Genomic DNA, 13,059 nt, shown 5'->3' with positions numbered 1-13,059 from the left:
CAATTATTTATTCCTATTACATTTTCAAGAATTCGACCCTTCGGTTATTGGCCTTTCCGACAGCAGTTGCATTTGAATCTGTCGGTTCACTTTCACCTTTTCCATCCGTTTCCATCCTGGAGGCTTCGATTTTAAATTCATTGATTAACGCCTGCTTAACTGCAAGTGCCCGTTTTTTGGACAATTCTTCGTTGACATGCTCATCTCCGTCCGAATCCGTGTGACCAACTATCTTGACACGTACAGTCGGGTTTTCATTTAATGTCGCTGCAATTTCCTTCAGTATTCCATAAGATTCCGGCTTTAACTGATCCGAGTTTGATGCAAACAAAATTCCTTTTGTCACCAGCTTCCCTTCCGTAATCAGTTTGCTTCGCGTATCCTGACCACCTTCCGCATACCTTACATTGGAGATCATAAACAGGTCTTTATCATCTGCTGTGGCGAAATTCATGTAATGTGATCCTATCTTAAAGGCATTGTACTTCCTGGTTGGGCTAAATGCTCGCGGAAGGTCAATGATCTTAAGTCCATCCGCATAAATACGCAAACGCGTTTTTTGCCGCCAGATAGAAAAATGTACTTTAGCAGGCATATTTCCGTCCTCCGGGCATTTTAATGCCGGAACGATCAATCCTTCGTTCTTGGTCATTTCCTCTCCTCCTTCGTAAATAACATAGGAAGCATTTTCGAGACATCCGGACCATGTAAACTGAAAACTTCCCTGAGTCAGATATTTTTCTGACAAATCTCTGTTGGGATTATCGGTACTGTAAATATCAAAACCGTAAGCAAGGATATTGGAACTCTTGTACCTGGTCAGAACATCAAATTCAATGGTAAAGTTTTCAGGCATATTGGAAATAAAATCAGGTTGCAGGTATCCGTCAGATGTTAGCATTAACCAACGTTGTTCGCTTTGATCTAAACGCACTACCTCAGCCGAACTGTTTGTATTCCACTCCAATGGAAAATCTCCTACCGGAACTCCTGTAAAATCATCATAACCCAACACCTTCTCACCCGAAACAAAATCAAACTTCGAATAGACTTTGAACTCCGGATTGCCCGTACCTTTCGGGGAAGAATTCGTTTTCGCTGATGTTGCTTCTTCCTGGTTGGTTCCCGATTGTTCTTGACCGGAAAACGGCGCATTCGTTTCAGTTTCCTTTTCTGTTTTTTTCTTCTTCCCGTCCTTTATCCCACTTTCGATTTCTTCTTCGGTTTTATCGAGTGTTTTATCAATCCCCTGCTCCACTCTGTTTTCTGCCCGCTGCTTGATCTTCTCTTTTGTTTTGGCAGCTTGTCGTTCTAAGAGGGTTTCCTGTGCTGAAACCATAGTCGAGCAACCTAAAGCAATCAATATCACTATTTTCTTCATAAGAAACTCTTTTATTAATCCTGGTAACAGGCCGGATTTCTCCGGCCCGGCATAGGTAGTTATCCTAATTATTCTATAACTAGTTTAACTTGTTGGCTGCTTCCGCTTTTGGTTGTAATGGTGAGAATATATAAGCCTGAATGATAATTGGAAAGTCCCTCGATGATCATTTTACCCTGAGCAGAAAACGCGTAGGACAGAGTTACCGGCTGACCGGATAAGCTTTGTAAAGTCACTCCACTCACCTGATCCAAATTACTAACAGATTCAACTGTAATCCGATCAATGGCTGGATTGGGATAAACGGTAAATACTTCCTGTTTGTATTCTTCTAAACCTACAGGCTGTGTAGCTTGATTGCAAACCGTATAAATTTCTTCGCCTGTTGCACCGTTATTATCACCGCGTACAAGTAAGCAGCCATTCACCAAATGAAGCGGTTGGAACTCATTTGCATCAAAGGTAGAAGCTGTTAGCAACACATTTTGATTGGCTAAATCAGTCGTACGGTAAACTCCATAATTCATATTTCCGTTTACATCATCGTATGCCGTATAATACAAATAATTCGTCGTTGCCAGCAAGTTCAGCGGGTGGGAATTGTATGCCGCCGGAATATCTGCCTGAGGTGATGTTCCCGCTGCAGTTCCATCGGAATACCAAATGGATGAGAATCCCTGTCCATTAATGCCATCATTAGCTGCAAAAAAAAGTTTGTTTTTAAAAATCACGAACGGATCGTCCAATGACAATATAGGTCCGCCGCTACTTGGTGGTTTCACGGCAACTGTACCGGCATTTGTTCCGTTGGATTTATATAAAGTATAATTTTGATCAGGATAAAATGCTGAAAAATAGAGCAACCCGTTGTATTCAATCATGTTTGACGGTGAGCCGCTGCCTGCAGCCAGATCTTTTACCAAGACCGTTCCGGCTTCCGTGCCATCTGTTTTCCACAGTTCTCTTCCATCCACCGGACGCAGAGCGGAAAAATAAACTGCATTGTTGTATTTGCAGAAAAACGCCGGATTACTTCCTAAGTTCGGAACAATGGCTTCGGAAGTATCGATATTGGCTACCAGGGTTGTACCTGCTTCTGTCCCGTCGGATTTCCACAACTCTGCCCCATTCACAGGTTCGGCAGCCCCAAAATAGATGAAGCCGTTTAGCTCTGCAAAGTATTGGTCAGGAGACGTTATTAAAAGACATGATTCAGCTCCAGGATTGATATCCTTTACCAAATAAGTTCCGGCAGTTGTTCCATCTGTTCTCCACAATTCAAAACCTGTTACCCCGTCGTTTCCAAGGAAATACAGGACATTGTTCATGGTAATGGTCATCGGATAAGCGACAAACCAGTCGTTTCCCTGGTGATAATCTGCGACTAGTTCACCTGCACCCGGCGTACCGTTTGTTTTGTAAAGTCCGAATGAACCACCGTTCAAAAAATCACCTGCTATGTACAACAAATCATCTCCTAAAAAACCAAGAATCAAAGAGATATACATACTGCTTCCTCCTTCAAGTACCACCGTATTCCCGGAAGTTCCGTCGGTTTTATACAAACGGTTTGTTATTCCATCCGGATTTGCAATGAAATATAGCTCGTTGTTTCGTTGAAAAGCATTGTCAAAACCAGGTTCACTCCCATCCAGTCCGGGGCGCAAATCTGTCAGCAGGTTTTGAGCATTTAAATTGATGAAATTGCCTAGCAAAATCAGCATTAAAAAGGATAATTTCTTCATAATCGGTAATTTTCAACAAAGTTCCGCTTATGTGGAGAATCCCCTTTTAGGGAAAACACTCAAAATGCTCTTAGGGAAAACCCTAATTACGAGAATCCGGACCTTCCTGATAGAACCCTTGAAGTATCGCTTTCTTTACCAGGCCGGAAACGTTTTTAACATCAAATTTGATGAACAGATTGGATCTGTAGTGTTCTACGGTCTTTTCGGACACAAACAGGCTTTCGGCTATTTCTTTTGTGGATTTTTCATCCAGAATTCCTTTCAAAACCCCTTTTTCCCGTTCTGATAAGCGCACTTCCGGAATGGATTCAGAATTCCCAGCTAAAACGGCCTGTACTTCCGGACTCAGATAAGTACTTCCTGAAACAACTGCATGAATGGCATCAATAATCCTTCCCGTTGGTTCTGATTTTAAAACATAGCCTGAAACATTGGTTGCCAGTACCGACTGAATGGAAGCTAAATCATCCAAACTGGTCAAAGCAATGATCCTTAAGCTTGGGAATTCCTGACGGATAGCAGGTATGATTGTGCGGGCATCTGTTTTTCCAAAACGAATATCCTGGATCAATACATCAAAAGGCTGTTCATTTAGTAACTGATACAGCATTTTTTCATTCATTGCGGGAAATACATTCATTTCCTGCTGTTCCAGAACGGCCCGTAGTCCGTCAATGATTAAAGCATGATCCTCCGCAATAATGATATTCATACCACAAACTTACAATTTGGGTAAAGAAATATCAATTTTAAAACCGTCAAATGATCCGTCTGCCACCACAAGTGTTCCATTGATTGCTGTCAAGCGCATTAGAAAAGACTGCCATCCGTTTCCTTTCTCCAGCTCCTGTTCGGTTGTTCCTTTTCCATTGTCTGCATATTGGATTAAAATCCGGTTATTCTCTTCCAGAATAAGCAGTTCACATTCCGTTGCATCTGCATGTTTCAAGGTATTCTGTATCAATTCCTGCAATATGCGATAAACAACCATTCCTCTTTGATTGTTCAATTGATCTTCATCATATTTGGCAGTAAAATGAACGGCAAATTTAGCCGACTGAACAGAAGATAAGAATCTCTGAAACGACTGATTCCATCCTTCTTCTTTGAAATTGAACGGTGATATATTCTGTGAGATTAAACGCACTTCGTTTCTTAGATTCTGTAAATGGGTGGCAAATTCATTCAAACCGCCCGAATGATCCGTTTGTTCTGCCTGCAGCATTAATCCGGTCAATGTACTGGCTATTCCATCATGGATATCGGAAGCAATGCGCTCGCGTTCTCTTCTTTCCCCTTCAACAAATGCTTCCAGCTGCCGTTTTTCTGCACTCAACTGCATGGTTGTTAATCGTATCCGATTCCGCCTTCTCCACCAAAGGAACAAAACCAGGAACAGGGACAAGGTAAAAAGCAAGGCCAAAATCCAGGTCACTGCGCGACTTAATACCAATTCCTTTTGGAACAGCTCACGTTCCTTCTTCTCCGTCTCATATTTCGTCAAAAGTTCCTGGATCGCTTTTTTGTTTTCAACGCTGCTATATTCGCGATACATGGTATTGGCGTTCCTCAAATAATCAAAAGCCTTCTGATAATTACCAACTCCATAATAAGCCTCTGACAATTGCTGATAAATCGTATAATCCGAATAATGAAGATTCAGGGCTTTATTGAGAGCAAGTACTTTTTCTCCTTCCACAATCGCTTCCGGGTACATGTGCAATGAAACATAACAGGATAATAAACCTATTCGCCCATAAGATTCAAATTGAAAAAGACGCAGCTTTTCCGACTGTTTTACCACTTCTGAATACTGAGATCTGGCCTTGTCCCATTGTTTCTCCTGGGCAAAAACATCTCCAAGGGCATATTTTCCTAGAATCACTGCAACCGGAAGATGGTATTTTTCTCCAGCAGAGACTGCAGTATAGGCATGTTCCCGTGCGGATCGGATCCGTTTTGTTTTTGCCTCCGAAATAGCTACAATTGCTGCAATCTGCGGATAATACACCGTGTCATTCAACTGATGAACAACCTCATAGGATTCCTTTGCGTAAGAGTAAGCCGACTCGAAATCATTCAGATTGAAAAATACATTGGCGACATTATTTTTTACATATGCTGCTTCTCTTCTCATTTCCAATGAATCATAGAGCCTGAGAGCCAATTGATAGTTATGAATGGCCTGTTCGAATTTACGTTCTGTTGCGCGGATACTTCCTTCCAGGCTAAAAAAGTTGGCAAGCAATACCGGTTCTTTCTTAAAAATTTGTTTCGCCCGCAAGACTAATTTCTCAGCTCCCTCACTATTTCCCTTTCTCAGTTCGAATTTAGTACGCAAAGCCAAGATATCTGCGAGAACAGGTTTGTTTTGCAGGTTCCTTTGCTCGATTTTAGCAACTTTTCCAAGGTAAAAGGGTTGTTTTTCCGGGTAAAACAAAGCACTATCCAGCCATTTTGCAGTTTGCAGGGAGTCAGATTGCGGTCTGGCGGTTAAAGACACAAAAAACAGGCAGAAAAAGAAAAAATAACGAATTGCGGTCATCATGGTATAAAAATAAAAAAAGCCCCGAAATATCGGAGCTTTAAAAATTCTTTACACGAATTAACGTTTGTGGAAGCCTTCGTCAGAAACAGTTAATTTCTTACGACCTTTGCGACGACGAGCCGCTAATACTTTTCTTCCGTTTTTAGTCGCCATACGACTACGGAAACCGTGCTTGTTTCTTCTTTTTCTTACAGACGGTTGAAACGTTCTTTTCATGATCTATACTTTATCGAATGTTCTTATTGCTTCTTAAAATCCCTCGAAATGTCAGACATTTGTCAGAATGGGGTGCAAAGATAGGCAGATTTTCTAATTTTTCAAGTTTTAATCGAAAATAATCGAAAAAAAAGTTTGTTGCAATCAATCGCCTATTACTTTTGTGATACAAAACTAGCAAAAAGATGTTGCGACCAAAGCAAGCGAAGAAAGAAAAGATCCAATTAACGCGTGAAAGCTATAAAAAGGCCCGCAAACTTTTTCACTATCTAAAGCCATACCGATTTGAATACGGGGTCGGCTGGATTTTTCTCGTCCTTTCAACATCCGTAGGATTGATATTCCCTATTTTACTGGGACAATTACTGGGTTTAAGCAGCGGTTCCCAAACCAGTATGGCAGAGGCTATCAAAGCAATTGATTTATCGAACATTACCACCGTTGCCGTTTCATTGTTTGCACTTTTCGGCGGTCAGGCTGTTTTTAGTTATTTCCGGGTCGTTTTGTTTACCAACGTGACTGAAAAAGCATTGCGGGATTTGCGTCATGACGTTTTCCAGCGCATGCTTCACCTTCCGATGGATTTTTTCAACCGAAATACCGTTGGAGAATTGACGAGCCGCATTTCCGCAGACATCACCCAAATCCAGGAGACACTCCGAACAACAGTTGCCGAATTCTTCCGTCAGATAGTGATGGTTGTAGGAGGTATTGCTTATTTGACATTTGTATCCTGGAAGCTTTCCCTCATTATGCTTTCAACAGTGCCGGTTATTATGATAGTAGCCGTTTTGTTCGGAAGATTTATCAAACGATTATCCAAGGAAGCACAGGACCAAACAGCCACATCCAATGCTATTGCAGAAGAATCCCTCACCGGAATCGGTAATATAAAAGCTTTCACGAACGAAAACTACCTCATCAAACGATTTAAAACATCTATTGAAGAGATCCGTCGCTTAAACATAAAAAGTGGAATTTGGAGAGGCTTGTTCATTTCCTTCATGGTTTTCTGCATGTTCGGATCCATCGTTTTCATTGTTTGGCAAGGCTTGTTGATGACACAGGGAACGAACCCTGAATTAAGCCAGGGAGATTTGTATTCCTTCCTGATGGTTACCCTGCTGATGGCTGCAAGTATCGGTTCACTGCCGGATTTCTACAGCGGTATCCAAAAAACGATCGGTGGAACAGAAAAATTAATGGACATCATTAACGAATCCAGCGAATCTGAAATATTTAAAGGAACAGACAAACCGGAAATTGATGGTTCCATCCGTTTCGAAAACGTTCGTTTCTCCTATCCGCAGCGTCCGGAAATAGAAGTTCTGAAAGGTATTTCATTTGAATTGAACCGCAATGAAACATTGGCGCTGGTTGGTACTTCCGGAGGTGGAAAAACTACCATATCTTCACTCGTACTGAATTATTACAAGGTAAGCCAGGGAGCAGTTTTCTTCGGTGAGACCAATGCAGATTCCATCGACATTAAATACTTAAGAGAGCACATCGCCATCGTTCCGCAAGACGTATTACTGTTTGCAGGAACTATTTTTGAGAACATTGCATTCGGAAGACCCGGAGCAAGTGAGGAAGAAATTATCAGCTCAGCAAAACAGGCAAATGCTTACGATTTCATTATGAGTTTCCCGGATGGTTTTAAAACACAGGTCGGTGACCGGGGAATCCAGTTATCCGGAGGTCAGAAGCAACGTATCGCTATTGCACGGGCTATTTTGAAAAATCCGACTATTCTGATCCTGGACGAGGCAACATCTGCTTTGGATTCGGAATCAGAACGCGTGGTACAGGATGCTTTGGAAACATTGATGAAGGGAAGAACCTGTATCGTAATTGCACATCGTTTGAGTACTATTCGCAACGCCAATAAGATTTTGGTACTTCAAAACGGTCAGATTGTTGAAAGCGGAAACCATTCGGATTTGATGGCAACCAGTGGCGCTTATTCGGATTTGGTGAAGATGCAGATTAACTTAGGATAATAAGTACTCATTCCATCTTTTTCGCTTTTAGAAAATCCAGTGATTTATTGATCGTAATCCGGTAGAGCCAGGTTCCGTGATTGGATTCATTCCGGAATTTATCCAATGCCTTGTGAGCGGCGAGGAAAACATCTTGCGTAATTTCTTCTGCATCACTGAGATTTTGAACGTACTGCAAAGCCAGGTTGTAATGATGCCAAAAGTTTAATCAACGTGGTTATTTCCGATAAACGTCCATGGCAAATTTAGAGGTGTGTTTGGAACGTGTTGCATCCCGAATCAGGTATATACCATTGAATTCAGTCAGCCAATAGGCGTTCTCACCCAATCGGCTGGTTTTAGCACGGAACCAAAGAAAACTTTGGCTAGCAGTCAGCTCTTCAAATTTATAATTCCAGACAAACGTTTTCTGATAGGTCGCCGAATCCATGTATACAATTATTTCCTCATCCAGTGAACCTCTCACAATGACATACGGATTATAAAGCAATCCACGCTCTTTTACCAGTGCAAATAAGCGCATTTCATCACTCAGATTATTTTCCTTTTTTGCTTTTTCATAGAGTTTCTCGTATAGTTTGATTGATTTTTTAGCAGATTTTTTACTTAACCCGTAAGCGCTGTATTGATTAATAAAAGGAAATACAATCTCACCACTTACATCAAGGGTTCTCTGAGCCCGAACTAACGAAAAAAGAAGCAGGCAGAAAAGGAACAAAAATGTTTTCAAGGTTACATTTTTAAGGGAAAAAATACTTATTCAAACTTAAACAATTCAAAACGAAAAATTACATGATAATAACCATTTGGTAACATATTTTACCTGAAGAATTAACTATTTCAGCCTATCTTTGCCGTGAAAAGTTGAGCTTGTAATCCTTGAAGCACAAGATCCGTTGCTGAAACCAGGTTCAATTAGAGTTTATTACGTTCAAAAAATGCGTTCTCTCTGCGTAGTTGCTGGATTCATTTTAGGTTTTACTTTCCAGTCTTATTCACAACAATTGATCATTAATGAGGTTTCCCAGGGAACCGGAACACAGGAATATGTTGAGTTCATCGTAACAGGAACTCCTACGTGTCAAACACCTGTACCTACGGTAGATCTAAGAGGAGTTGTTTTTGATGACAACAACGGTACTTTTGCTTCCGGGAGTGGTGTTGGAATTGCTGCGGGCGCAGTTCGTTTTGCGGACAATGCATTCTGGAATGCTATTCCACAGGGGACATTGATCGTTGTTTATAACGAGTCAGACCGCAACGGTGCAATTCCACCTGATGATCTAAGCATGTCAGATGGAAACTGCCGTTTGATCATTCCTATAAACTCTACCTTATTTGAAGGACAAAGTGTAAGCCCCACAAGTTCAAACACCTCTTACCCTCCGAATGCGAGCTGGCTTACAGGAGCCGGAAGCTGGAGTCAGGTAGCTATGGCCAACGGAGGCGATTCTTTCTTAGTTCAGTCAAGTACTACATCTCCGGTTTATCATGCAGTAAGCTGGGGAAGCAACAACTCCAACAACTTTATTTATTTCACGGGTTCCGCGAGTGGAAAAGTATTTTCATTGACAGGAACAAATCCGTTTGCACAGGCAGACTGGACCTCCGGAAACGTTGGTACAGATGAAACACCGGGAGCTGCAAATAACGCATCAAACAGCGCATGGATCGGTTCTATGAATCCGCAGTGCGGAGTAACAACCGGTTTACAGGCAACCGCAACAGCAACTCCAACAGGTTGTGGAGGAGCATGCAGCGGTACTGCAAATGTAACCATTACAGGTGGGGCCGCTCCTTATACGATTCTATGGTCGAACGGCGCAACAACAGCAAACATCACGGGGCTATGTGCCGGAACTTATACTGCACAAATTACCGACAATGCAGGTTGTACGACAACAGCACAAACAACGGTAACCAACTCAGGAAGTACAATTGCCGTGCAGACAACCGTTACTAATGAAACATGTCTAAATGCCTGTGACGGAACAGCAACTGCAACCATTTCCGGGGGAACAGCTCCATATACGATTTTATGGTCAAATACGGCAACTACAGCGGCTATTTCAAATCTTTGCCCCGACACTTACAACGTAACAGTTACAGATAACGGCGGTTGTTCCGCAAGTGCTTCTGCAACAATTCTGGCCGGAGCACCTGTACAGGATCCAACCATTCAAACCACGGGACCTTTCTCAACTTCTGATACACCTATCCAATTTGTAGCAGCAAGTGCAGGAGGAATGTGGACGGCTAGCTGCGGAACCTGCATTTCAGCATCAGGTGTATTTGACCCTGCTTCAGCGGGAGCCGGAACTTACCAGGTTTGTTACGCTGTAGGAAATGGAGCTTGTGCCGATCAGGATTGTAACAGTATTGTAGTTACCGGATGTTCTCCACAAACAACCAATGAATCTCAAAGCATTTGTCCGGGTGATACATATACCTATAACGGACAAACTTTTTCGGATGCAGGTTCTTATCCTTTCGTATTTACCGGTCAAAATGGCTGTGACAGTACGCACACTTTAAACTTGTCGTTCTTTACAGTAACTCCAACGTCTCAAACATTAACAAGTTGTGATGGAGATTCTTTGCTGGTTGAAGGAACATGGTATTACGAATCAGATAATGTAGTAATAAATGTGCAGGATGCGAACGGCTGCCCTACTACTCATACTACCCAAATCTTATTCCAGGACTGCAGCATGGAAGACTACGCGGTTTTCATTCCAAACGTCTTCACTCCTAACAATGACAACATCAATGATTTCTTTTCTATCAGCATTACCGGAGGTTACCTTTTAGAAGGATTTATACTAAACCGCTGGGGTAATACCATCAAAGAATTCCATGAAAATGACCTGAAATGGGACGGAAGATCCAACGATGGTATGATGGTACCAGATGGAGTTTACACTTACATTTTCATCATTTCTGATACTAAGGGAAACAAAACGCGTTACGATGGTTTTGTGACCATGATCCGATAACGAATTATCAAGGTAGCGGCGCGATTAATCGCGCCGCTACTATTTTACACGAATTCCTATCACATTCGGCAGAGGCCAAAATGTCTCATTTGTATCTTTTGCATAAGTTCCCGCCACGTAACTTCCCACTTTCTGCAAACAAAAATCTCCAACATTTACATACAAACTGGTTTCCGGACCGCCTTCCATATAAATCGCATTATGAAGCGGTGTTGGGAATTGTTTCATAAAAGCAATCATCTGGTTCGGAGAAAAGGGCGAACGATTGAAAATAACAATCAGGTTATCCTGGTCGTCATGGGCACAAACCAACATGCTGCACGCCTGATTTTTCTTCCAGTTCATCGGATTTCCGGAACAATCCAGCATACGGATCCCTTGTGCAAAACTCGCATACTTTTCTTTGATCGAATCGTAAGCAATACATTGCATGTCGTAAACAACAGCGTCTGCAACATTCAGTGTATCCACCGGATTAATTGCAAACATCACATTCCAGCCATCTTTAAAAGCAAATTGATTATGATGGTGACCATTTTTCAATAAACCACGGCTTATCAAAGGTTTTGCCAGATCATACATGCCGGCGTTGAATACAATATCCAGGTTCATGGTATCTGCCCAAACATTTACCGGTTTGGAAGTACTGTCCATTGCAGAGGCGGTAAAAAGATCAAATTCCACTTGTTTCGGGTCGATTTTAAGTATGGTAAGTTTCGAATCCCCCATCATAGATCTGACCGGTGCATCGGTTTCACAAAACTGCACACCTTTCCCGATTTGTCTCCATTTCACCACCAGATCCATGGTATCTTTCGGTCGTTTATAGAGTGTATCTGTCCGGTCCTGGGCAAAAACACTTCCCGAACAGCATACGATCAGGAAAAAAATGATCCAACTATGCCTCTTCCTTCCAGTCAAATTTCTTTTTTTCAAACGGGAAAAGATCGAAAAGTTCTCCCGAATAATAGAACTGGTATGCAATTGCACCAAAAGAATACGGTTTGTCATAAATTTTAATTGTAGAACCTCCTACTCTCGGATTGGGTTTAGGCTTCGACTGCGGATAGCCTACATTGAACAAGGTAGCTAAAATTTCCGGACGTTTATCAATCGGATAGCCCGCTTTTTCCCATTGTACTTTTACCTGTTTCAAAAACAAGGCGGCGTACATGTAGGAATAGTAATGGTTGTGAAAATCCGTCAGGCGGTCGATGCGTTCTTTGTTAATCGCTGCGGTATCCTGTCCTTTAAAATCGAGTAATCCTTCGTATTGAGGGCCCAAATAATAAATACTCGTCGGATCCTTCAGATTATGTTCGATATTTTTGGCTGTATGCTCTTTGATTCCGGTTACACCAAATGAAAATTGTGATTCCACGGAAAGGACTTTCAAAGGACCGATCCACTTCTTGTATGCTTCACGGGAAGAGTTGAATAAACGGATCTGCTCACCCACCAGGCAGGAAACGATCAATCTTCCTTCAACGCCCGTTTGCTTTGCCACAGAATCGATTAATTTTTTGTCTTTCGAAACAGCTTCTTTAAAAGTTTTCCATTCCGCAATATTCATCCAATCGAAAGCACTCAGATCAGACACTTCTTTGATTCTTTTTGAATTGAATTTGATCTTCGAAAGCGCTCGTTTGTAAGCTTTATTGTCTTTTAGCTGTAAATCAACGGCATCAAGCATCCGCAGTACCTCATACTCATCAGCTCCCGTTTGAAGCACAGACAGGATGTACTGGGCATTTTGCGGATAATACTCATTCAAAACAATGATGCGCTCCATGGCTTCGTAGCGTTTCTGTACCATTGTTGCGCTATCCACTTTGAAATCCTGATTGTACTTATCCTGCATTTCCTGGAAGTAACGATTATTTGCATCAACAATACCGCCTTCTTTTGTCCATCCGAACTGGATAGCCGCGTAAGAAACCGTTAAAAAAAAGCCGATAGCGGCAAAGATTAAAGTCAGGGTGTAGAATGGTATTTTGAACCATTTACTTTTAAAGAATCGTTTCACTTGAAGACAAATTTGGTGCAGCGCCTTTGCCATAGCTTCAGCGCCGGCACAAAAGTACTACGGATTCAACTAACTTCATCGGAATGAGTAAATAAAAAAAATCAATCTGTTAGCCTGGTTTACTCCCTAATCCAAAAATAA

The 13,059-nt window shown here is 41.8% G+C and carries 11 protein-coding genes; 2 read left to right on the top strand and 9 right to left on the bottom strand.

From position 1 onward, the window contains the following. Positions 1 to 16: 16 nt before the first annotated feature. The 5 genes from QZT69_RS18075 to rpmH form a co-directional block, all read right to left on the bottom strand. Positions 17 to 1,381 (bottom strand): OmpA family protein, encoded by a 1,365-nt coding sequence (locus tag QZT69_RS18075; RefSeq protein ID WP_294679582.1) that lies wholly within the window; start codon positions 1,379 to 1,381, stop codon positions 17 to 19. Positions 1,382 to 1,449: 68 nt separating this feature from the next. After that, a complete protein-coding gene (locus QZT69_RS18070) occupies positions 1,450 to 3,126 on the bottom strand; it encodes an ELWxxDGT repeat protein (protein ID WP_294679575.1) in 1,677 nt (558 codons plus the stop codon). Positions 3,127 to 3,208: 82 nt separating this feature from the next. Further along, entirely contained in the window at positions 3,209 to 3,841 is a 633-nt protein-coding gene (locus QZT69_RS18065) for a response regulator transcription factor (RefSeq protein WP_294679558.1), read from the bottom strand. A gap of 9 nt (positions 3,842 to 3,850) precedes the next feature. Next, positions 3,851 to 5,677, bottom strand: a complete 1,827-nt coding sequence (locus QZT69_RS18060; RefSeq protein ID WP_294679551.1) for a histidine kinase — start codon at positions 5,675 to 5,677, stop codon at positions 3,851 to 3,853. A 57-nt stretch (positions 5,678 to 5,734) separates the two neighbouring features. After that, on the bottom strand, positions 5,735 to 5,893 hold the full coding sequence (gene rpmH / locus QZT69_RS18055) for a 50S ribosomal protein L34 (RefSeq protein WP_144333335.1): 159 nt from the start codon (positions 5,891 to 5,893) through the stop codon (positions 5,735 to 5,737). 185 nt (positions 5,894 to 6,078) lie between these two features. Here rpmH and QZT69_RS18050 point away from each other — a divergent pair, with 185 nt between their 5' ends. Beyond that, entirely contained in the window at positions 6,079 to 7,896 is a 1,818-nt protein-coding gene (locus QZT69_RS18050) for an ABC transporter transmembrane domain-containing protein (protein WP_294679538.1), read from the top strand. A gap of 7 nt (positions 7,897 to 7,903) precedes the next feature. Here the strand turns inward: QZT69_RS18050 and QZT69_RS18045 are convergent, their stop codons facing one another. Together QZT69_RS18045 and QZT69_RS18040 are read right to left on the bottom strand one after the other, a co-directional pair. Beyond that, positions 7,904 to 8,074, bottom strand: coding sequence for a sigma factor (locus tag QZT69_RS18045; protein ID WP_294679535.1), 171 nt, complete (start codon positions 8,072 to 8,074; stop codon positions 7,904 to 7,906). A gap of 39 nt (positions 8,075 to 8,113) precedes the next feature. After that, entirely contained in the window at positions 8,114 to 8,626 is a 513-nt protein-coding gene (locus tag QZT69_RS18040; protein ID WP_294679531.1) for a hypothetical protein, read from the bottom strand. A gap of 208 nt (positions 8,627 to 8,834) precedes the next feature. On the opposite strand from QZT69_RS18040, the gene QZT69_RS18035 reads away from it, so the two are divergent. Next, positions 8,835 to 10,892 carry a gliding motility-associated C-terminal domain-containing protein gene (locus QZT69_RS18035; RefSeq protein WP_294679528.1) on the top strand — a complete coding sequence of 686 codons (2,058 nt, stop codon included), beginning with the start codon at positions 8,835 to 8,837 and terminating at the stop codon, positions 10,890 to 10,892. Positions 10,893 to 10,931: 39 nt separating this feature from the next. Here the strand turns inward: QZT69_RS18035 and QZT69_RS18030 are convergent, their stop codons facing one another. After that, complete coding sequence (locus QZT69_RS18030; protein ID WP_294679524.1) at positions 10,932 to 11,813, bottom strand: hypothetical protein; 882 nt, start codon at positions 11,811 to 11,813, stop codon at positions 10,932 to 10,934. Beyond that, positions 11,791 to 12,918, bottom strand: a complete 1,128-nt coding sequence (locus tag QZT69_RS18025) for a hypothetical protein (protein ID WP_294679521.1) — start codon at positions 12,916 to 12,918, stop codon at positions 11,791 to 11,793. Before QZT69_RS18025 ends, QZT69_RS18030 begins: the two co-directional genes overlap by 23 nt. Positions 12,919 to 13,059 lie beyond the last annotated feature (141 nt).

The sequence above is a fragment of the uncultured Fluviicola sp. genome (assembly GCF_902168135.1).
GTDB lineage: Bacteria > Bacteroidota > Bacteroidia > Flavobacteriales_D > Crocinitomicaceae > Fluviicola.
This window is presented reverse-complemented; position numbering and strand designations above follow the sequence as displayed.

Excerpts from the sequence above, each read along its gene's own strand:
- QZT69_RS18075 (WP_294679582.1), bottom strand. The coding sequence starts at position 1,381 with ATGAAGAAAATAGTGATATTGATTGCTTTAGGTTGCTCGACTATGGTT.
- QZT69_RS18070 (WP_294679575.1), bottom strand. The coding sequence starts at position 3,126 with ATGAAGAAATTATCCTTTTTAATGCTGATTTTGCTAGGCAATTTCATC.
- QZT69_RS18065 (WP_294679558.1), bottom strand. The coding sequence starts at position 3,841 with ATGAATATCATTATTGCGGAGGATCATGCTTTAATCATTGACGGACTA.
- QZT69_RS18060 (WP_294679551.1), bottom strand. The coding sequence starts at position 5,677 with ATGATGACCGCAATTCGTTATTTTTTCTTTTTCTGCCTGTTTTTTGTG.
- rpmH (WP_144333335.1), bottom strand. The coding sequence starts at position 5,893 with ATGAAAAGAACGTTTCAACCGTCTGTAAGAAAAAGAAGAAACAAGCAC.
- QZT69_RS18050 (WP_294679538.1), top strand. The coding sequence starts at position 6,079 with ATGTTGCGACCAAAGCAAGCGAAGAAAGAAAAGATCCAATTAACGCGT.
- QZT69_RS18035 (WP_294679528.1), top strand. The coding sequence starts at position 8,835 with ATGCGTTCTCTCTGCGTAGTTGCTGGATTCATTTTAGGTTTTACTTTC.